General features: G+C 61.7%; 25 protein-coding genes. 10 read left to right on the forward strand and 15 right to left on the reverse strand.

The window, feature by feature from the left end:
* The first annotated feature begins 45 nt into the window (after window positions 1-45).
* The 4 genes from SA190iCDA_RS18745 to SA190iCDA_RS18760 all read left to right on the forward strand — a co-directional run bounded on the left by SA190iCDA_RS18745 (window position 46) and on the right by SA190iCDA_RS18760 (window position 3,560).
* On the forward strand, window positions 46-1,359 hold the full coding sequence (locus tag SA190iCDA_RS18745; RefSeq protein WP_139159471.1) for a hypothetical protein: 1,314 nt from the start codon (window positions 46-48) through the stop codon (window positions 1,357-1,359).
* Window positions 1,360-1,422: 63 nt separating this feature from the next.
* Window positions 1,423-2,349, forward strand: coding sequence for a restriction endonuclease (locus tag SA190iCDA_RS18750; protein WP_070885546.1), 927 nt, complete (start codon window positions 1,423-1,425; stop codon window positions 2,347-2,349).
* An 85-nt stretch (window positions 2,350-2,434) separates the two neighbouring features.
* On the forward strand, window positions 2,435-2,749 hold the full coding sequence (locus tag SA190iCDA_RS18755) for a hypothetical protein (protein ID WP_125482540.1): 315 nt from the start codon (window positions 2,435-2,437) through the stop codon (window positions 2,747-2,749).
* A gap of 427 nt (window positions 2,750-3,176) precedes the next feature.
* The gene (locus SA190iCDA_RS18760; RefSeq protein WP_070885547.1) at window positions 3,177-3,560 is read left to right on the forward strand and encodes a helix-turn-helix transcriptional regulator; all 384 of its coding nucleotides are present in this window, start codon (window positions 3,177-3,179) and stop codon (window positions 3,558-3,560) included.
* Window positions 3,561-3,574: 14 nt separating this feature from the next.
* On the opposite strand, the gene SA190iCDA_RS18765 is transcribed toward SA190iCDA_RS18760, so the two are convergent.
* From SA190iCDA_RS18765 to SA190iCDA_RS18795, 7 genes are all read right to left on the reverse strand, one after another.
* Window positions 3,575-4,099, reverse strand: a complete 525-nt coding sequence (locus SA190iCDA_RS18765; protein WP_070885548.1) for a helix-turn-helix transcriptional regulator — start codon at window positions 4,097-4,099, stop codon at window positions 3,575-3,577.
* Between the two features lie 4 nt (window positions 4,100-4,103).
* On the reverse strand, window positions 4,104-4,379 hold the full coding sequence (locus SA190iCDA_RS18770; RefSeq protein WP_012019489.1) for a hypothetical protein: 276 nt from the start codon (window positions 4,377-4,379) through the stop codon (window positions 4,104-4,106).
* A gap of 60 nt (window positions 4,380-4,439) precedes the next feature.
* Window positions 4,440-5,696: a tyrosine-type recombinase/integrase gene (locus SA190iCDA_RS18775; protein WP_070885549.1), complete on the reverse strand. Its 1,257-nt coding sequence runs from the start codon at window positions 5,694-5,696 to the stop codon at window positions 4,440-4,442.
* 301 nt (window positions 5,697-5,997) lie between these two features.
* Window positions 5,998-7,575 carry a glutamine-hydrolyzing GMP synthase gene (guaA, locus tag SA190iCDA_RS18780; RefSeq protein ID WP_070885550.1) on the reverse strand — a complete coding sequence of 526 codons (1,578 nt, stop codon included), beginning with the start codon at window positions 7,573-7,575 and terminating at the stop codon, window positions 5,998-6,000.
* 112 nt (window positions 7,576-7,687) lie between these two features.
* On the reverse strand, window positions 7,688-9,157 hold the full coding sequence (gene guaB / locus SA190iCDA_RS18785; RefSeq protein ID WP_070885771.1) for an IMP dehydrogenase: 1,470 nt from the start codon (window positions 9,155-9,157) through the stop codon (window positions 7,688-7,690).
* A gap of 225 nt (window positions 9,158-9,382) precedes the next feature.
* A complete protein-coding gene (locus SA190iCDA_RS18790) occupies window positions 9,383-9,919 on the reverse strand; it encodes a sugar ABC transporter ATPase (RefSeq protein ID WP_070885551.1) in 537 nt (178 codons plus the stop codon).
* A 94-nt stretch (window positions 9,920-10,013) separates the two neighbouring features.
* A complete protein-coding gene (locus tag SA190iCDA_RS18795) occupies window positions 10,014-10,475 on the reverse strand; it encodes a multidrug/biocide efflux PACE transporter (protein ID WP_070885552.1) in 462 nt (153 codons plus the stop codon).
* An 85-nt stretch (window positions 10,476-10,560) separates the two neighbouring features.
* Between SA190iCDA_RS18795 and SA190iCDA_RS18800 the strand changes: the two genes are divergently transcribed.
* Genes SA190iCDA_RS18800 through SA190iCDA_RS18810 form a run of 3 tightly spaced genes read left to right on the forward strand, consistent with a single transcriptional unit; the run spans window position 10,561 to window position 12,073 of the window.
* Window positions 10,561-11,436: a LysR family transcriptional regulator gene (locus SA190iCDA_RS18800; protein ID WP_070885553.1), complete on the forward strand. Its 876-nt coding sequence runs from the start codon at window positions 10,561-10,563 to the stop codon at window positions 11,434-11,436.
* Between the two features lie 11 nt (window positions 11,437-11,447).
* Complete coding sequence (locus SA190iCDA_RS18805; protein ID WP_070885554.1) at window positions 11,448-11,699, forward strand: hypothetical protein; 252 nt, start codon at window positions 11,448-11,450, stop codon at window positions 11,697-11,699.
* Window positions 11,700-11,758: 59 nt separating this feature from the next.
* On the forward strand, window positions 11,759-12,073 hold the full coding sequence (locus SA190iCDA_RS18810) for an NIPSNAP family protein (RefSeq protein WP_070885772.1): 315 nt from the start codon (window positions 11,759-11,761) through the stop codon (window positions 12,071-12,073).
* Window positions 12,074-12,595: 522 nt separating this feature from the next.
* Here the strand turns inward: SA190iCDA_RS18810 and SA190iCDA_RS18815 are convergent.
* A complete protein-coding gene (locus SA190iCDA_RS18815; RefSeq protein WP_070885555.1) occupies window positions 12,596-12,991 on the reverse strand; it encodes a DUF488 domain-containing protein in 396 nt (131 codons plus the stop codon).
* Between the two features lie 65 nt (window positions 12,992-13,056).
* Here SA190iCDA_RS18815 and SA190iCDA_RS18820 point away from each other — a divergent pair, with 65 nt between their 5' ends.
* Window positions 13,057-13,728, forward strand: a complete 672-nt coding sequence (locus tag SA190iCDA_RS18820) for a COG3650 family protein (RefSeq protein ID WP_070885556.1) — start codon at window positions 13,057-13,059, stop codon at window positions 13,726-13,728.
* A 4-nt stretch (window positions 13,729-13,732) separates the two neighbouring features.
* Here the strand turns inward: SA190iCDA_RS18820 and SA190iCDA_RS18825 are convergent, their stop codons facing one another.
* The 5 genes from SA190iCDA_RS18825 to SA190iCDA_RS18845 form a co-directional block, all read right to left on the reverse strand.
* Window positions 13,733-13,924, reverse strand: coding sequence for a DUF1289 domain-containing protein (locus SA190iCDA_RS18825; RefSeq protein WP_070885557.1), 192 nt, complete (start codon window positions 13,922-13,924; stop codon window positions 13,733-13,735).
* Window positions 13,924-14,448 carry a gamma carbonic anhydrase family protein gene (locus SA190iCDA_RS18830; RefSeq protein WP_070885558.1) on the reverse strand — a complete coding sequence of 175 codons (525 nt, stop codon included), beginning with the start codon at window positions 14,446-14,448 and terminating at the stop codon, window positions 13,924-13,926. The genes SA190iCDA_RS18825 and SA190iCDA_RS18830 overlap by 1 nt, the downstream gene beginning before the upstream one ends.
* Before the next feature lie 22 nt (window positions 14,449-14,470).
* Window positions 14,471-15,073 (reverse strand): CoA pyrophosphatase, encoded by a 603-nt coding sequence (locus SA190iCDA_RS18835; protein WP_070885773.1) that lies wholly within the window; start codon window positions 15,071-15,073, stop codon window positions 14,471-14,473.
* Between the two features lie 291 nt (window positions 15,074-15,364).
* Complete coding sequence (locus tag SA190iCDA_RS18840) at window positions 15,365-16,126, reverse strand: ABC transporter permease (protein WP_070885559.1); 762 nt, start codon at window positions 16,124-16,126, stop codon at window positions 15,365-15,367.
* Window positions 16,123-17,049: an ABC transporter ATP-binding protein gene (locus SA190iCDA_RS18845; protein WP_070885560.1), complete on the reverse strand. Its 927-nt coding sequence runs from the start codon at window positions 17,047-17,049 to the stop codon at window positions 16,123-16,125. Before SA190iCDA_RS18845 ends, SA190iCDA_RS18840 begins: the two co-directional genes overlap by 4 nt.
* A 249-nt stretch (window positions 17,050-17,298) precedes the next feature.
* Between SA190iCDA_RS18845 and SA190iCDA_RS18850 the strand changes: the two genes are divergently transcribed.
* The gene (locus tag SA190iCDA_RS18850) at window positions 17,299-17,610 is read left to right on the forward strand and encodes an I78 family peptidase inhibitor (protein ID WP_070885561.1); all 312 of its coding nucleotides are present in this window, start codon (window positions 17,299-17,301) and stop codon (window positions 17,608-17,610) included.
* Between the two features lie 70 nt (window positions 17,611-17,680).
* A complete protein-coding gene (locus SA190iCDA_RS18855; RefSeq protein ID WP_070885562.1) occupies window positions 17,681-18,592 on the forward strand; it encodes a LysR substrate-binding domain-containing protein in 912 nt (303 codons plus the stop codon).
* Window positions 18,593-18,670: 78 nt separating this feature from the next.
* On the opposite strand, the gene madM is transcribed toward SA190iCDA_RS18855, so the two are convergent.
* Both madM and madL read right to left on the reverse strand, forming a co-directional pair.
* A complete protein-coding gene (gene madM / locus SA190iCDA_RS18860) occupies window positions 18,671-19,435 on the reverse strand; it encodes a malonate transporter subunit MadM (RefSeq protein ID WP_070885563.1) in 765 nt (254 codons plus the stop codon).
* 5 nt (window positions 19,436-19,440) lie between these two features.
* Window positions 19,441-19,842, reverse strand: coding sequence for a malonate transporter subunit MadL (gene madL / locus SA190iCDA_RS18865; protein WP_070885564.1), 402 nt, complete (start codon window positions 19,840-19,842; stop codon window positions 19,441-19,443).
* Window positions 19,843-19,844 lie beyond the last annotated feature (2 nt).

Genomic DNA, 19,844 nt, shown 5'->3' on the forward strand with positions numbered 1-19,844 from the left:
CAGTCGCCAGCAAAGCTAACCACAACCGAAGCGCGGAATCGCTGAATGACTGTTTTAACGAGCGGAGTTCGAAAGGTCGATATTTCTTATCGATTCCACCCAGTGGGCCAGGGATTATTCACATCTGGCCGGATTGTCCATAACTATCGACTCCACTCATGGACGCCCCCGGTATTCAGCTGGGTCTACGACTGTGGAACGAGCAGCTCAATAAGCAAATTTCTGCTTCCCGAACTCAACCATTTCGGGATGGAGTCTTTGCTGCTGGGCAGCAGCATTGATCTCGTCACGCTTTCTCACTTCGACAGCGATCACATTAATGGGCTTACCGAGTTACTCGAGCGCGTTTCAGTTCAAACGCTACTCCTGCCACTAATCCCTCTGTGGAAGCGTCTTGAGTTGGCCTTTATGGATGGTGTTCGTCTGGACAGCGAGACCATGGACTTCTACCTGAACCCCGTTGCTTATCTGATGAATCGCTTTCCTGAGCGCCTTCAGACCATCGTATTAGTGCCTGCCAGCCTCCCTCCGCCAGAGAGATCTTCCGAGAAGATCAACGAGCCAAGGCCCTGGGTAGAGGCGGGACAAAGTCATATTGCAACAGAACAGGAACTGGACGCCGATCTTTCCGAAGAACTGAAAACGCTTGATCCCCGCCAGAGAGATAGCATTAAGCAGTTAGCACCTGCGGGCACGATCCAGGTCTCTCAGTTCTGGGAGTTCATGCCTTACAACGACCTTCATATGTGTCCTATACCTCCACCTGCCTTCATTGCTAATGTCAGCTCCCTCGGGGCTCAGTTGCTGAATCCAAAATGCTCTAAATTCCATCGGTCCGTGCTGCTATTGGCAATAAGAGGGCACTACAGCTCTCTAGCCGGCCATACAGCTCACGCGCGCAACCGTATCTCTCTCTTTCTGTATGCAGGCCCGATTGGGCGTGTAACCGTATCTCAAGCGATTGGCTCTACCTTCATGAGACCAGGGGGCGTGGAGACAAAAGCCACTATCAACCTGCCGTTTGGTCCTACGACACAACAGCGACTGTCGGTGCTTTATACCGGTGACGGATACCTCAGCGATCAGCGCAGCGTTGATGCCCTATTTGCCTATTTAGGGCCTTCACGAATTGCTAGCTTGGCCTGCTTGCAAGTGCCCCACCACGGGGCTAGGTCTAATTGGGCAGCAGGGCATGCCGCGCAATTTGATCCTCATATGGCGGTATTCTGCAGCGACCCAGCCCGGAAGAACCTTAGACACCCACACAGCGAAGTGGTGAGCGACTTTAGTGGTTACTCAACCGTATCCGTCGATAAGAAAAAAGGGGCCGTTATTGAGGGAACCCTAGTCCTGCACTGATAACGCTGAGGCTGGGCGAGCCCGACGAGCTTTGCCTAACACGCATGTAAGGATACAGAGCCAATGTCCGTACCGACCTACGACCAGTTTATCGAACCCGTCCTGCGCTTTCTTGCGGCTCGCCCGAACGGTGCGACAGCAGCGGAAACCCAGGAAGGCGCGGCCCTCGCCCTTGATCTGAACAGCGCTCAGCGCGAGGAAACCATCGCCAGCGGTCAAGCTACCTACAAGAACCGCGCCGGCTGGGCACATGATCGGCTCAAGCGCGCCGGCTACTCCAGCAGCGCCAAGCGCGGCTATTGGAAGCTGACCGAGGCAGGTTTCGCCTTCGCCCAAAGCCACCCGGCCCCGCTCAGCGTCGAGCAGGTCGAGTATCTGGCGGTGAATTTCATGAGCGTGAAGCTGAAGTCCGCCCCCGATGCCGCCTCGCTGGACGAGACCGACGACACGCCGACGCCAACCAATCTTGCCACCAGCAGCCCGCAGGAGCGCCTCGAACAGGCAATTTATGAGCTGCGGGCCAGTGTCGCCGGCGACCTGCTGGACAACCTGCTGCAAGCCAGCCCGACCCGTTTCGAACATATCGTGCTCAATGTGCTGCATCGTCTGGGCTACGGCGCCAACCGTCAGGCCCTGCAGCAGGTCGGCGGCAGCGGCGATGGCGGTATCGACGGAGTGATCTCGCTGGATGCCCTGGGCCTAGAAAAGGTCTATGTGCAAGCCAAACGCTGGCAAAGCACGGTCGGCCGCCCAGACCTGCAAGCCTTCTACGGCGCCCTGGCCGGCCAGAAAGCCAAGCGCGGCGTATTCATAACCACCTCCGGCTTCACCGCCCAGGCGGTCGACTTCGCCCGCTCGGTCGAAGGGCTGGTGCTGGTCGACGGCAAACGCCTGGTCAACCTGATGCTGGATCACGAGGTTGGCGTCAGTTCGCAGCTCTACAAGGTGCCGAGACTCGACAGCGACTACTTCGACGAATCACTCGGATAGGCTAAAACGCCTCACACAAGCGATGCCAAAGCAGGGCAACGATTATTGCAGACTACAAATATTTACCCCCACACAAGTGAAAATAATGACTTATAGAAATATCGAATTCAAAAAAATAGCCCTTCAGCATCCTGAAACTTATGTCGCAATGCTGAAGGATGGAGTTGAACACTGGGAGTCATGTTTTGATAACGCGATATTGCGCGACAACAATTCCGATAACTACCCTGCACTTAGAGCCTTGTTTCTCAGCGAGGGCTATTCATATGATTTTTTTAAAATAGAAGCTGGCGGATGTGACCATACCAACTGGATTCGAGGGCGAAACGGGGAGGAAATTCACACCAGCATTAGCTATCAGAGCGCAGACTATATCGAGCTGAATGCCCTTTCAAAATAATATCTCTCCCAGCACCTCAGCCCCCTAAGCAAGGGCCGCAAATAGCGATGATGGGATAAAAGCAAGCTCTGCCTTTCCAGTCAGCGAGGAGGCAGGGCTCTTGGTTCCAGAAGTCTCGACGGTACAAAAATCGTACACTGACAGTACAGTGCCCAGCTTTTACAGTTCTCGCCAAATTACGTTTAACCCGCTCTACAACGCTACTTTCAGCTAACTGCACCTGCGCTAGGCTACGCCCGATTTTACTGGGCTTGCAGCGTTTCTAGGCAACTCATAATCCTCTGGCCCACGGTTCGCAACGCGCCCCCCAGAACTGAGGGGGAGCTTCAACACAGCCTGGGCCGGAAGCAGCCTCTGCACCAGACTACGCCACAGCATGTTGTTCCGATAAATACCGGCATCCACCATCTCACCATGGAGCGTAATCATGGAGATAGAGATGGATACTTCTTCGCGTACTACCGAGGTTCTCGATACAGACTCTGACCAGTCCCTTCCCTTACCGGGCACGGAAGCCTACGAGTCGCTTCCGCAGTTTCCGAAGGGTAGCCCCCTGCCCTTCCGGCGAACAATTCGCAAGCATGAGCTGAGACAGATCGTCCCCCTGGCTGAATCAACGATCTATGAAATGGAACGTCGCGGTGAGTTCCCCCGCCGCTTCAACCTGACACCACGTTGCGTGGTCTGGGATCTGGCCGAGGTGGAGGCCTGGGTCGAGGAGCGCAAGCGGGCGCCTCGGGTCAATATCAGCAAGCCGGATGTTTACCTGAGGAAAACCCGCCCAGTCCGGGCGGGCTCAAACCAAGCATGAAGTCGGCGCCGTCCTCATCCGACAAGGGCTTGCAGTTCCTTGGAGGCGGGACGCGTTAGCCGCCGTTCTTCCTTGGCCAGATTGACCTGCAAGGCCACCTGAGCCACGTCCAAGATACCGCCAGGCAGCAGATAGCTGCCTTTGGCCTGTAGCCAGGCCAGCACGTCTGCCAGATGCCAGATCGATGCACTGCCCTCATGTACCGGCGTCGGGAAGCTGCTCGGATAAGCCAACATCAGCTTGCGCATGTTCTGGCGCGACACACCGACGATCTCCGCCACATCGGTGAGTCCGACCAGATCTGGCGCCACCTCGATCAGCCTGGCCGACGGTACGGCATTGCGCACATCAGCCAGTGCGCTGCACACAGCCGCCTCAGCGTTCTCCGCTTCGCGGGTGAACTCCAACGCCAGGCGACCTGGCTGGCCAATGCCAATCAAAGCATCGTCGCAGCCGGCCTCGCCGAGGCGCTCGACCAACGCTTCCGGGTCACGGTCATCGTCGGCCAGTTGGTATTTCAGGGTGAAGATGTATTCCATAGCGCTACTCCTCTGCGCCCTCAGCGGTCTGCCGCTGCTTACGGTGCGTGGTGCAGTTGTCGACGACGCGCCGAAGGGCACGCGCATGGTTGCCTGGGTTCTTCGGTGTGCTCCACACGCTGGTGATGCAGAACTCGCCGCAGCGGCACTCTTCATCGTTGTAGGGACAGTAGATTCGTCCCCAAGCGTGGCTACCACCCAGCTCTATGCGCCAGCCCTGCTCTTCGGCATGCCTGAGTGCTTCTTCGACCTCTTTCTTCGAGTGAGAAGGACGGGTCATCAGTGATCTCCAGTATTCGCACGACCGGCAAGGTTGTCAACTGACAACCTTGCACTTTCCTTAAACCGTGGCACTCAGCACCGGCACTACGACGTTGTCCGGCAGCAGCTGGGGAACATGAGTGCGGCCATCGATCCAAGCGTCGATCATGTCCGCCCACTCCTGCAGCATGTGCCGGCGCTGCTCCGCGTACTCGGCCTTGTTGTAGACCGAGCGAGAGGAGCGACCATCCTCGTGAGCCAGGCATTTCTCGATCCAGTCGCCGTTGAAGCCCACCTCGTTGAGCAGCGTGGAACCCGTCCTGCGCAGGTCGTGGACGGTGAACGGCTCCAACGGCAGGCCTGCTTCCTTCGCACGGGAGGCGATGAGCTGGGTGATGCGGTTCAGGGTGGCGTGCGACATGGAGCGATAGATGTCATAGCGCGAGGGCAATACGTACCGGGAACCAGCCGCACAGGTGTGCAGCGCCACGAAGATGTCCAAGGCCTGGCGCGACAGGTAGACAACGTGCGGGTTACGCCCCTTCATCCGCTCCTTGGAGATCGTCCAGGTGGCGTTCTCGAAGTCCACCTCGTCCCAGGTTGCCTCGATCAGCTCGCTCTTGCGTACCAAGGTCAGCAGCACCAGCCGCAAGGCCAGCTTAATCGTGGGATACGCGGCGATAGTCTCCAGTTGATGGAAGGCCAGCCGAATTTCGGTCGGGCTCAGTGCCCGGTCCTTCGGCACGAAAGTGGCGATGGAAGACGCCTTAACGTCGTCAGCCGGATTCTCGACCTTCTCGCCATGCAGGATCGCGAACGCGTAGACCTGTTTCACGATGTCGCGAATATGGACCGCAGTTGCCGGTGCCCCTCGAGCCTTCACCTTGGCACACAGTGCTCGCAGATCGTCAGGGGTGATTTCGGTCAGCAGCCGGTTCTCGAAGACCGGCAGGATGTCTCGGTCGATGATGCTTTTGCGCATCGCGCGCGTGCTGTCGGCCATGCGCGCACCGGCCAACCACTTCGTCAGCGTTTCACCGAAATTCTTGGCAGCGTTCAGGCGTCGCTTTGCGCGCTGCTTTTCCAGGGAGGGAGACTTGCCAAAGGCGACCATGCGCTTGGCATCGAGCAGCTTCTCGCGAGCCATGGCCAGGGAAATGCCAGTTGGCCCATAGCGCCCGATGGTCAGCGTTTCTCGGCGTCCATTGAGACGGTAGTCGTAGCGAAAGGTGACGGTACCGGTAGGCGATACCGTCACGTACATACCATCGCGGTCGAAAGCCTTGTACAGCTTGGACTTGGGCTTGAGATTGCGCAGTTTGGTATCAGTAAGCATCGAGGTTTTTACTCCTGTTCATGACGGCTTTTACCGTCAAGGGTCAGGAGACCTGTTGATGCCGGGAAAGCCGCACGGGGCAAGCTTTCCCAAGGAGCGATTTACCGTCAAAGACCGGTTTTGACCGGATAGTAAACAGAACGGTCTCAATCCGACCGCTGTTTACTACCGTCCCCGCTACCGCCAATCCGTTCTGCTAATCGGCGATAGGCCCCGATAACCATTGCAACGAATTTTCTTTTAAATCAACACGTTGCAATTGGCTATCGATACATCTCAATGAGCCCAGAAGGACCCGACATCACTCCCACTCGATGGTCGCTGGCGGTTTGCTCGATACGTCGTAGGTAACACGGGAGATGCCGTCGATCTCGTTGATGATGCGCCCGCTCACGGTTTCCAGCAGCTCGTAGGGCAGGTGCGCCCAGCGTGCGGTCATGAAGTCCACGGTTTCCACGGCGCGCAGGGCGACGACCCAGGCGTAGCGACGACCGTCACCGACCACGCCCACCGAGCGCACCGGCTGGAACACCACGAAGGCCTGGCTGGTCTTGTGGTACCAGTCGGCCTTGCGCAGTTCTTCGATGAAGATGTGATCCGCGCGGCGCAGGATGTCGGCGTATTCCTTCTTCACTTCACCGAGGATGCGTACGCCCAGACCCGGGCCCGGGAACGGGTGGCGGTAGACCATGTCGTAGGGCAGGCCCAGCTCCAGGCCGATCTTGCGCACTTCGTCCTTGAACAGTTCGCGCAGCGGCTCGACCAGCTTGAGGTTCATCTCCTCCGGCAGGCCGCCGACGTTATGGTGGCTCTTGATCACGTGGGCCTTGCCGCTCTTGGCGCCAGCCGACTCGATCACGTCCGGGTAGATGGTGCCTTGGGCGAGGAACTGGATGTTGTCCAATTTGCTGGCTTCGGCATCGAACACGTCGATGAAGGTACGGCCGATGATCTTGCGCTTCTTCTCCGGGTCGGCTTCGCCGGCCAGGTTGTCGAGGAACTGCTGCTCGGCGTCGGCGCGGATCACCTTGACGCCCATGTTCTCCTTGAACATGGCCATCACCTGATCGCCTTCGTGCAGGCGCAGCAGGCCGTTGTCGACGAATACGCAGGTCAGCTGATCACCGATGGCCTTGTGCAGCAGCGCGGCGACCACCGAGCTGTCGACGCCGCCGGACAGGCCCAGCAGCACGTTGGCGTCGCCGACTTGCTCACGCACCTGGGCAATGGCGTCTTCGACGATGTTGGACGGCGTCCACAGGGCTTCGCAGCCGCAGATGTCCTGCACGAAGCGGGTGAGGATGCGACCGCCCTGCTTGGTGTGGGTCACTTCGGGGTGGAACTGCACGCCGTAGTAGCCACGGGCGTCGTCGAACATGCCGGCGATCGGGCAGCTCGGGGTGCTGGCCAGCACGTTGAACTCGCCAGGCAGCTGGGTGACCTTGTCGCCGTGGCTCATCCACACGTCCAGGCCCAGCACGCCGTCGGCGTCGACATGGTCTTCGATGCCGTCGAGCAGGCGGCTCTTGCCGACCACGTCGACCCGGGCGTAGCCGAATTCGCGCAGGTCGGAACCTTCGACCTTGCCGCCCAGTTGCTCGGCCATGGTCTGCATGCCGTAGCAGATGCCCAGCAGCGGTACGCCGAGGTCGAACACGGCCTGGCGCGCACGCGGGCTGTTGGCCTCGTGAACCGACTCCGGGCCGCCGGCGAGGATGATGCCGCGCGGGGCGAAGGCACGGATGTCCTCGTCGGACATGTCCCAGGGATGCAGTTCGCAGAACACGCCGATCTCGCGCACGCGGCGGGCGATCAGCTGGGTGTACTGGGAACCGAAATCGAGGATCAGGATACGGTGAGCGTGAATGTCGAGGGCCATGGGTGCCTCTGCGAGGCAGCTGCAAGCTGCAAGCTGCAAGTTGACGAAGAAAGCGGCAGCCACACGCTCGATGGCTTGTGGCTTGCCGCTTGGAACTTGGGGCTGGTGGGCTTTAGCCCACCCGGTAGTTCGGGGCCTCTTTGGTGATCTGCACGTCGTGGACGTGGGATTCGGCCATGCCGGCACCGGTGATACGCACGAACTCGGGCTTGGTGCGCATCTCTTCGATGGTCGCGCAACCGGTGTAACCCATGGAGGCACGCAGGCCGCCCATCAGTTGATGGACGATGGAGCCCATGGCGCCCTTGTAGGCCACACGGCCCTCGATGCCTTCGGGTACCAGTTTCTCGGCACCGGCCGAGGAATCCTGGAAGTAGCGATCCGAAGAGCCCTGGGCCTGGGACATGGCGCCCAGCGAGCCCATGCCGCGGTAGGCCTTGTAGGAACGGCCCTGGAACAGTTCGATCTCGCCCGGCGCTTCTTCGGTACCGGCCAGCATGGAACCGATCATCACGGCGGACGCGCCGGCGACTATGGCCTTGGACAGGTCACCGGAGAAGCGGATGCCGCCATCGGCGATCAGCGGGATACCGGTGCCTTCCAGCGCAGCGGCAACGTTGGCCACCGCGGAGATTTGCGGCACGCCGACACCGGCGACGATACGGGTGGTGCAGATCGAGCCCGGGCCGATGCCGACTTTCACGGCGTCAGCGCCGGCTTCGGCCAGGGCCAGGGCGGCAGCGCCGGTGGCGATGTTGCCGCCGATCACCTGGATATCCGGGAAATTCTGTTTGACCCAGCGCACGCGCTCGATCACGCCCTTGGAGTGACCGTGGGCGGTATCGACGATGATCACGTCGACGCCAGCATGGGCCAGGGCAGCAACCCGGTCGCCGGTATCGGCGCCAGTGCCGACCGCGGCGCCAACGCGCAGACGACCCTGGTCGTCCTTGCTGGCCAGCGGGTAGGCCTTGGCTTTTTCAATGTCCTTGACGGTCATCATGCCTTTCAGCGTGAAGGCGTCATCGACGATCAGTACTTTCTCGATGCGGTGCTTGTGCAGCACTTCACGAACGGCTTCCTTGGCAGCGCCTTCCTTGACGGTGACGAGGCGCTCCTTGGGGGTCATCACTTCACGCACCAGGGCGTCCAGGCGATTCTCGAAACGCACGTCGCGGGAGGTGACGATACCGACCAGGTCGCCGTTGCTCAGCACCGGCACACCGGAGATGTTGTTCTGGCGGGTCAGCTCGAACAGGTCACGCACGGTGGCGTCGGCCTCGATGGTGATCGGATCCTTGACCACGCCGGACTCGAACTTCTTGACCTTGCGCACTTCGGCAGCCTGCTGCTCGATGGTCATGTTCTTGTGGATGATGCCAATGCCACCTTCCTGCGCCATGGCGATGGCCAGGCGGGCTTCGGTGACGGTATCCATGGCTGCGGAAAGCAGCGGGATATTCAGCTCGATGCCGCGGGTAAGGCGAGTCTTGAGGCTTACGTCCTTCGGCAGAACGTCGGAGAAACCGGGAATGAGAAGAACGTCGTCGAAGGTAAGGGCTTCTTGACTGATACGCAGCATGGCGGGGGCTCCCAGGCGGGAAAATTGGAAGCGCGCCATTATACCGAGTCAGCCTCTGTCACTCAATGTAAAGAATGGCGATCGACCGTTCGGCGTTTAACCGAAATGATTCTCGGCGAGCAGGGAACCGAAGCGCATTCGCGTAGCCTGAATTATCTCAGGCTCAAGGAAGAGCTCCCCTTCCTCCTTGAATTCGTCACCCTCGACGAGTTCTCGACGCCTCATTCAAGCCTCTACCACGGTCACCGGATAGCCCAGCCGCTCGGCGAACTCTTCGAGAAAGCTCGCCGTGAAGCGCGCCTGCGCCCAGCCGTTGAAGATGAAGCCCAGGTTGGAAAACCCGCAGGGCTGCAGGAACAGAAAGCCGTTGATGTCGTCTTCATGCCCACACAGCGGGCAGGCGAAGTTGTCGGTTTCGCCGGGCATCCACTCATCCAGGCTCTCGAACAGCGCCTCGCCGATCTCCTGCCGGCACTCCGGGCAACCGGCTTCCTCGAGAAACCCTTCGGTGGGCGTATAGATGCAGCGCCGGTAGATGACCTCCAGGCCGTTGACCGGCTGGGCGAATGGCAACTGCCCGGCCGCCTCCACCACCCGGCTCGCCCCCGGCGCGATGGCGTAGGCCATGCCGCTGCGCCCGCAGGTGGTCGGCAGCGCCTCGACGATATCGCGCTTGGCCAGCCAGCGCAGGATCTGCTGCGCCTTGCGCTCGTGACCGGGAAAGCTGGAAATGCGCGGGACGATGATGCTTTGCGTGGCCATACCGACTCTTCGGGGTAACGAAACCGCGCAGCTTAGTGGCAGCCGCCAGCTGGCCACAAGCCGGCCAGGACTGACGGCCCTGCCCGCTCGCACCTCAGGAGCACGCCAGCGTGCGGGCCTGACGCCGGCTGACATAGCGCTCGCGCAATTTGTCGTAGGCCAGGTTGTAGCCCAGGGTGTAGGGCAGGAAGAACAGGATCAGCCCGATATCCAGGAAAACCGCCGCCACCAGGCTGATCGACAGCCACCACGCCGCCAGCGGTACCAGCACCAGGATCAGGCCGGCCTCGAACAGCAGCGCATGGCTGATTCGCGCCCACAGGCCGCGCTCGAAACCCATGCGCCGCTGCGCGGCATCGAACAGAATGTTGAAAATCATGTTCCAGAGCATGGCGATGGCCGAGAACATCAGGGTCAGGGCGCCCATGTGCGCCAGCGACTTGCCCATCGCCCAGGCCAGCAGCGGTGCGCACACCATCACGGCGATCAGTTCGAACAGGGTGGCGTGTAATACGCGCTCTTTCATGGAGCGCCGGGCAACGGTGGACGGCTTCATTTCAGACTCGCTAGGTAGGATCGATGGCGCTATTCTCATCGGCAGAACTGCGAGCTGAAAGTTAACTGCCATCGGTTAAACCGATATGAATCTATCTCCCGAATCCCTTCAGGCCTTCGCCCAGGCGGCAGCCACGGGCTCGTTCAGCGCCGCGGCCCGGCGCCTGGGCAAGAGCCAGTCGACGATCAGCGAGGCAATTTCGCGCCTCGAAGTCGACCTCGACGTCACCCTGTTCGTGCGCGGCGCCCGGCAACTGGCCCTGACCGAAGCCGGCAGCAGCCTGCTGAGCCGCGTGCAGGACGTGCTGGCCGCCTCGGACCGCCTCCTGCGCCAGGCCAGCCAGCTGGCGGCGGGCCTGGAGCCCAAGCTGACCCTGGTACTCTCCGACGCCTATCAGGCCAGCCAGTACCAGGCGCGCCTGAGCGAGCTGGATGAGCGCTACCCGGATCTGGAGTTCGAGTGTTTCTTCGCCGAACACGCCGATGTGCTGGATCTGGTCGGCCAGGGCCGCGCCCACCTGGGCCTGCTTGCCGCCCAGGCCAGCTACCCGCCCGAGCTGGCCCACGCGAGCCTGGCGGACGCGGCGGACTTCGGCCTGTTCGTCGCCAAGGGGCACCCGCTCGGCCAACTGCCTCGCGTCACCCTCGAAGACCTGATGCACTGGCGCGTGCTGCGCCTGAGCAGCGTGGCGGACCACCCCGGCGAACTGGATGACCTGCCCGGCAGCGGGGGGCGCTGCTGGTCGGCGCCGGACTACCTGCTGTTGCTGGAAATGGCCGCCCTGGGCTTCGGCTGGGCCGCCCTGCCCCGGCAACTGGTGCAGAGCCACGGTAACCAGGGCCTGCATGAGCTGGCGGTCAATGGCTGGCCGAAGCAGGTACCGGTCGATGTCGTCTGGTCTCGCGTAAGGCCCCTGGGCCCGGCAGCCTCATGGCTGCTGGAACGACTATTGAGCGCCTGACGGAGGCCGCCATGGAAAGCGTTACGCCGATCGATCTGGAGCGCCGCAGTTTCACGGCCCTGCGCTGCGTCTTTCTGGTGATCATGGTGCTGGCGGTTGGCGGGTCGCTGTATGCCTTGATCGCGACGGCCTTCAACCTGTGGCTGGCGGTTTTTCTGCTGCTGCCCAATGGCCTGCTGATCTACCTCGGCGTCTTCGCCAAGGACAACACCCTGCGTAACACCTACGAGACCTTGAAGATGCTTGGCGACACCTTCGGCTGAGCCTGGTGCCGGGCTTCGGCGAGCTGGGCTATGCTGCTCGCCCCGTCAAGGAGAAGACCATGATCACCTGTTACCTGCGCTATATCATCGATCCCTACCAGTTGGCCGAATTCGAGCACTACGCCAAATTGTGGATTCCCCTGGTGGAGAAGTTCGGCGGCCAGCACCACGGCTATTTCCTGCCTAGCGAAGGTGCCAACAACGTGGCCCTGGCGCTTTTCAGCTTTCCCAGCCTGGCCGCCTACGAGGACTACCGCGAGCGCTCCATGCAGGACGAAGAGTGCCAGGCCGCCTTCGCCTACGCCCAGCAGAACCGCTGCATTCTCAGCTACGAGCGCAGCTTCATGCGTCCCGTTGGCGTCGAACCCCGTTAACGATCATCTGGTTTCCAGGCACTTGGATCCGGTGAACCGGCTGCAATAAGGCAAAAGCGGACGGTCATCGCTGGCTTTGTAATGTCTTTCTTGCGCAAAAATAACTGACCACGCCAATGGCGCCTTCAGGAGGCCGAGTGGAATCGTTGTGGAGAGGGTTGAGCGACATGGATGTCGCGAAAGCCGCGATGGGCCAAGGATGGCCCTTCGCGGCGTGCCCTCGGAACAATGATGAAGCGAGGGAACCCCGGCGAGGCCGGGGCCGGATGTCGGGGCTAGACCTTTTGGTTACTTTTGGGGCAATGCCAAAAGTAACCCGCTCGTCAGAGCGGAACCGAGCGCATAAACAACTCGGTAATGCTGGCCCCATCGTGGGAATGGGCTATGCCTATTATTTCGCGGGCATGGCCCGCTCCCACAGATAATCACCAGCCTCCCTAACGTGGCCGACCGGCCGCTTCCGCGACGTTGCAGTCACTACCTGCGCAATCACGGCGAATGATCGTAAACAGGGTCTAGGCCCTATAGCTCACCGGCATAACACACTGGCGAGCTGCTCGCGCCCCGCCGATCCAGTTCATCCTCGAGAAACTCCTGCAGCACGCGGGCATTGTTGTGCTCCCTGTCGCGGGCGGCGTACAGCAGCGTCAGCTTGCCTGCTGCGGCGCGTACCAGCAGGCCTTGCCAATACTCCGGGTGCGCCGCCAGTTCGCGGCGATAGCCCTGGCTGAACACCTCGAACGCCTCGGCCCGGTGAGCGAAGGCACGGCGCAACTCCGCCGATGGCGCCACCTCACGCAGCCACTCGTCATGCTGCAGCCGCTCCTTGCTCAGGCCCCTCGGCCACAACCGATCGACCAGCACTCGATAGCCGTCACCCTCTCCATAGGGTTCATACACCCGCTTGCAGCAAATCATCGCTGGTCTCCTTGAGATTGCCCGGCGGCCTCGGTAACGTGGCCGCTCGCCAGTCGGAGAGCCCCATGCACATCAGCCGTAAACTCCTAGTGTTCACCCTGCTGCCCCTGTTCGCCAGTTGTGCGGTGTATACGGGCAAACCCGTGGACGTGGAAAAAGCCCAGACCCGCCTGCAGGGCGAACTGACCCGCGAGAACGGCCAGCTGTGGCTCAAGCCCTGCGAGGATCCACGGCGCTTCGCGATCACCGAGGGCACCACCACCATCACCCAGGATGCCAGCGAACTGCTGGGCGATGGCCACTCGGCGCTGTTCGCCGACCTGCGTGGGCTCATGGGCTCGACCCCGATCAGCGGCGCCGACGGCGCGATGCAGGTCGGCCGGGTATACCGCCTGCAACCCGAAGGCCACGGCTGCGACGACCCCAACTTCAAACGCACACTGGTGCGCGCCGCCGGCCAGGAGCCGTTCTGGAGCGTCACGGTAAGCAATCAGGGCATGGTGCTCAGCGGGCCCGACCGTGAACCGCTGGCATTGCCCTATATGGAAGAGCAGTTGCCCGAGGGCCGCATCAACCTGACCAGCGAAGCCAATGGCGAGCGCGTGGAACTGTGGCTGGCGCCGCAACGCTGCGTGGACAGCATGAGCGGCGCGGTGCAGCACATGAGCGCCCAACTGCGCCTCAATGGCAAGCTGATGCGTGGCTGCGCGGCGTTCGGCGGCGCGCGCAACGACTAACGGGTCAGAGCAGGATGCCCTTGTCGCGGGCCCGCTCGTGGCACAGCTGCAGCACCTGGCGGCGCTCGTCGTTCTCCATGGCGCTCCAGCGGGTGATCTCGTCGACGTTGCGCTGGCAGCCGATGCAGATGTCTTCTTCATCCAGCGCACAGACATGCACGCAGGGCGAGGCGACCGGACGCTCGAGGGTCCGCATCAGTCGTCCTGCTCGGCCAGTTCGGCGGCGTAGCGCCGGGCGTTGTGCACGTAATGGGCGGCGCCGGCTTCGAGCAGCTTCCTCTGCTGCTCGCTGAGCTCGCGCACCACCTTGCCGGGCGAGCCCACCACCAGCGAGCCGTCGGGGATTTCCTTGCCCTCGGCGATCAGCGCATTGGCGCCGATGATGCAATGCTTGCCGATGCGCGCCCCATTGAGCACCACCGCGTTGATGCCGACCAGGCTGTAATCGCCCACCGTACAGCCGTGCAGCATGGCGTTGTGGCCGACGGTCACCCCGGTACCCAGGGTGAGCGGCGAGCCCGGGTCGGTGTGCATCACCGCGCCGTCCTGCACGTTGCTGTTCTCGCCGATATGAATCAGTTCGTTGTCGCCACGCAGCACGGCGCCGAACCACACGCTGGCGCCCTCATCGAGGCGCACGTTGCCGATCACCGTGGCGTTGGGGGCGATCCAGCTCTGCGGGTGTTGGTCGACGCGGGCATTGCCCAGGCGGTATTTCATGACGGAAGTCTCGCAGGCTGGCTCACTTGAGGTGAACGTAATGTTCGGGCGGGCGGCGCATGTCGATGTCGGCGTCGTAAACCAGGTTGACCAGCTCCACCAGCATGATCGCCGTCAGCCCCCAGATCTTGTACTCGCCATAGCGATAGCTCGGCACGTACCAGCTGTGCCCGAGGTAATCGATACGGTGGGTGACCTCGCGGGGGTCGTTGCGAAAGAACGCCAGCGGCACCGAGAACACCGCGGCGATCTCACCGTCGTTGGCCTGGTAGTCGACGAAGTCCGGCACCACCCCGACGTAGGGCGTGACCTGAATGCCATGCCTGGAAACCAGGGTACTGAGCGGACCGACGATCTCCACCAGCCCCGGCGGCAGGCCAATTTCCTCATCGGCCTCACGCAACGCGGTTTCGATCAGATCACGGTCTTCCGGGTCGCGGCGGCCGCCGGGAAAGGCGACTTCGCCGCCATGGGTGGACAGGCCGCTGGCACGCAGCGTAAGCACCACGTCGGGCTCGTCGCTACGGGTGATGGGCACCAGCACCGCGGCTTCGGGAAAGCCCTCCTGGGTTTCCATGAAGCGCGGACTGTAATCGCGTACACGTTGGAGTAGCTCGTCCAGCATGGGCATTCTCGGCATTCTTCTGCGCCGGATAATGGCACGAAAAAAGCTCGGAACCCACCCTTCAACACTCGCGAAAAGCTCGCGAGCTAGGATCATGCAAGGCGCTACGTTAGTAACAGCCTTCGGCTGGTCAAAACAGGCGGGAAAGCGGAGTGTACTTTTGTACATCAGCATTACTCGCTCCGCTCGCCCTTCGGGCCGCACTGAAGTGCATTAGCCGCAAGCGGCTTGCCGACCGGGCTGGCGATCCAGCCTGTTCTTAACGCAGCAGGGCCGACGCGCAGCAGCTTTTCAGCTTTTGAGGCGGTAGCCGGTTTTAAAGATCCACCCGACAGTCAGGATGCAGGCGAGCAAGAAGCCCAGGATCATGCCCAGGCTGACCATCACGTTGACGTCCGACACGCCGTAGAAGCTCCAGCGAAACGCGCTGATCAGGTACACCACCGGGTTGAACAGGGTCACCGTCTGCCACACCGGTGGCAGCATGCTGATCGAGTAGAAGCTGCCGCCGAGAAAGGTCAGCGGCGTGACGATCAGCGCCGGGACGATCTGCAGCTTCTCCCAGCCATCGGCCCACACCCCGATGATGAAGCCGAACAGGCTGAAGGTCAGCGCCGTGAGCACCAGGAAGGCCAGCATCCAGAAAGGATGGAGAATCTCGAAATCGACGAACAGCCGCGCCGTGGCTAGGATGATCAAACCGAGCACGATGGACTTGGTGGCCGCCGCACCGACATAGCCGATCAGGATTTCGAGGTAGGAAATCGGCGCCGACAGCACCTCGTAGATGGTGCCCGAGTACTTGGGCATGTAGATGCCGAACGAGGCGTTGGAAATGCTCTCGGTCAGCAGCGCCAGCATGATCAGGCCGGGGATGATGAAAGCGCCGTAGCTGACGCCATGCACCTGGGTCATGCTCGAGCCGATGGCCGAGCCGAACACCACGAAGTACAGCGAGGTGGTGATCACTGGCGTGGCGATGCTCTGCAACAGGGTGCGCCAGGTGCGCGCCAGTTCGAACAGGTAGATGGCGCGGATCGCGTAGAAATTCATGGCCGCTCCTTCACGAGACTGACGAAAATATCTTCCAGCGAGCTCTCGCTGGACTGCAGGTCCTTGAAGGCGATGCCGTGCTGGGCCAGGGCCTGCAGCAGCTCGGCGATGCCGGTGTCCTCCTGCTGGCCATCGAAGCTGTAGACCAGCTCATAGCCGTCGTCACGCAGTTGCAGGTCATCGCGCTGCAAGGCCGGCGGCAGTTCGCTGATCGGCTGCTGAAGGTGCAGGGTCAGCTGCTTCTTGCCGAGCTGACGCATGAGGGTGTCCTTGTCCTGCACCAGAATGATCTCGCCCTTGCGGATCACCCCGATGCGGTCGGCCATCTCCTCGGCTTCTTCGATGTAGTGAGTGGTAAGGATGATGGTCACTCCGCGCTCGCGCAGCTTGCGCACCATTTCCCACATGTTGCGGCGCAGCTCGACGTCGACGCCGGCGGTCGGCTCGTCGAGAAACAGGATCTCGGGTTGGTGGGACAGCGCCTTGGCGATCATCACCCGGCGCTTCATGCCACCGGACAGTTCGAAGATCCGCGCATCCTTCTTTTCCCACAGCGACAGGTCGCGCAGTAGCTGCTCCAGGTAGGCATCGTCCGGTGCCTTGCCGAACAGCCCGCGGCTGAAACGCACCGCCGCCCACACGCTCTCGAAGCCCTCGTTGAACAGCTCCTGGGGCACCAGGCCGATCTTCGAGCGGGCCGCGCGGTAGTCGCGCAGGATGTCGTGGCCAGCTACGGTCACCGAGCCGCTGCCCGGATTGACGATGCCGCAGATGATGCTGATCAGCGTGGTCTTGCCCGCCCCGTTGGGGCCGAGCAGCGCGAAGATCTCGCCCTGGCGGATGTCCAGGTCGATGGATTTGAGCGCCGGATGGCCGGACGCGTAGGTCTTGTTCAATTGCTGGATGGAAATGACCGGTTGCACGGATAGGCCTCGATCCTGAAAACAGCGGGCCATTGTAAAGAAATGTTGCTCTGCCCGCTTAGCCGCCTGACGACTGCGATCATGGCGATGCGCGATCGGCTGCCGTCTGCACGGTTACAAACGCCTGCTCCGCGCGCACAGGCTCATGTCGCCATTGGCCAAATTCGGAACATGGACACGACAACCGAGTCCGATACACGGCACACTCATGCACTTCACCGCGAACCCTTCACACACAAGGATCATGCAATGGCTTTCAAACACCTGATTGGCGGCGCCGCTCTGCTCGCCCTGCTCGCCGGCTGCAGTTCGACCGACACAGCACCCACCCAGGCGTCGAAACCCGCCAGCAGCAACGGCAAATGCACTGCCGAAGCCGCGCAGAGCCTGCTCGGCCAGGTGGCCACCGCCGAAATCGTCGACCAGGCCCGCGAGCAGTCCGGCGCACGCACCGCCCGCGTGCTGTCACCCGGCGACATGGTAACCCTGGACTACGATTCCCAGCGCCTGAACATCGATATCACCGAAGCCGAAGTCATCGAGCGCATCACCTGCGGCTGATTCGCCACGGCGGCCATCGTCTGCGGCACAATCGGGCCACTTCCGTCTCACCAAGGATTGGATCTGGCCCATGCAGATCGATGAAGAGCTGACGCTCAAGAAGCTGGAAATCTTTCTGGCCTTCATGCGCAGCGGCAACCTGGCCCGCGCGGCCAGCGAACTCAACACCAGCAACGTCAGCGTGCACCGCGCCATCCATTCCCTGGAAAACGCGCTACGTTGCCCGCTGTTCAAGCACCAGGGGCGCAACCTGATCCCGCTGGAAAGCGCCTACGTGCTGGAGGAGAAAGCCCAGAAGCTGATCCAGGACGCCCAGGACATGGTGCGTCTGGCCCGGGAGGCCGCCGGCTTCGGCGCCGAGCGCTTCAAGCTCGGCTCGCTCTACTCGCTGACGGTGAAGACCGTGCCCCAACTGATCATGGGCCTGAAGCTGCGGCGCAGCGAACTCAATATCGACCTGATCCTCGGCTCCAACGTCGACCTGATGTACAAGCTCAGGAACATGGAGTTGGATGCCATTCTGGTTGCCCTGAACGATGCCGAACCGCACCCCGACTGCGAGCAGTTGCCGCTGTTCTCCGATGACATCTTTCTCGCCGCGCCCAACGACTCGCCCTTCGCCGATTACAGCGAAGTGGATCTGGCCGATTTGCGCGACGACACCTTCATCACCCTCACCCAGGGCTACGCGACTTTCCGTGACGGCGAGCGGGTGTTCCAGCAGGCGGGGTTCGAGCCCAAGGTGGCGATGCAGGTCAAGGACATCTTCACCCTGCTGAGCATGGTCAGCTCCGGGGTGGGTTACGCCCTGCTGCCGGGGCGCGTGGCAGCGGTGTACGAGAACCGTATGAAGCTGATCCCACTGCAAGCCAAGTACCAGCTGCAGCAGCATATTGGGGTGGTGTTTCTCAAGGCCAGGGAGCGCGACCCGAACCTGTTGGCCCTGCTCGCCGAGTGCCGGATGTATAGCCGCCAGAGCTGAGGCCCCCTCGCTTGACGCTTCAGTTGCGGCATCGAGCTGAACCATAAAAAAGCCCGCCATGACGGCGGGCAAACAGCATCAACCCATCAAACCACGCATCAGGAAGTACAGCAGCGACGGCCCAAGCAGGCAGCCCAGGGCGGTGTAGAAGGCCGCGGTCAGGCAGCCGTAAGGCACCAGCTTGGGATCGGTCGCCGCCAAGCCGCCGGCCACGCCGCTGGAGGTGCCCATCAGGCCACCGAAGATCACCGCGCTACGCGGGTTGTTCAGGCCTATATAGGGCGCCACGAAGGGCGTGGCCACCATCACCAGGATCGCCTTGATCAGGCCGGCGGCGATGGACAGCGCCATCACGTCGGAGCTGGCGCCGATGGCCGCACCCGTGACCGGGCCGACAATATAGGTCACCGCGCCGGTGCCGATGGTAGTCAGGCTGATCACGTCGGTGTAGCCGAAGGCCATGGCCACCGCCACGCCGGCGATAAAGGAAGTGAACACTCCGAGGAACAGCGCCAGCACCCCGGCGAAACCGGCACGCTTGAGCTCCTCGACACTGACGCCGAAGCCGGTGGCGACAATGGCGAAATCGCGCAGCATGGCGCCGCCGAGCAGACCGATGCCGGCGAACAGCGGAATGTCCACCAGGCCCTTCTGCCCGCCGGTGTAGACACCACCGATATAGGACAGCAGCAGCCCGAGCAGGATGGCGATGGCCGAACCGTGCAGCCGGCCGTTGGTGAGTTTGTCGGACATCCAGTAGGACACCCACATGGTGATACCGACGATGGCGAAGCCGCTGAGCAGGCTGTAGCCGGTAATGACCTTCATCAGAGATTCGTACATGGCAGTCACCGCGGCGCTTTGGTCAGGGGAGAAGCTGCTTCGGCGTCGGACTTTTTCTGCCCGACACGGCTCAGCGCCGGCACCAGGGCAAAGCCGATGATCACTGCGGCAGCGCCGGCGAGAATCGCCATCGGGCCGCCACTAAGGGCGCCGTAGACATTCTGCTGGGCGGCCATGGCGACCACGATGGGGATGTAGATGGCGCTCCAGAACTCCACGCCCTGCTCCGATTTGCCGGTGAACAGGCCACGCTTGTTCAGGTAACTGCCCAGGAAGATCAGCAGCATCATGGCGATGCCGACACCGCCGACATTGGCGGGTACGCCGATGAGTTTGCCCAGCAGCTCTCCGATAAAGATGCCTGCCAGGGTGCAGAACGCCAGAAAGGCGACACCGTAGATGATCATTG

This window comes from Pseudomonas argentinensis (assembly GCF_001839655.2).
Taxonomy (GTDB): Bacteria; Pseudomonadota; Gammaproteobacteria; order Pseudomonadales; family Pseudomonadaceae; genus Aquipseudomonas; species Aquipseudomonas argentinensis_B.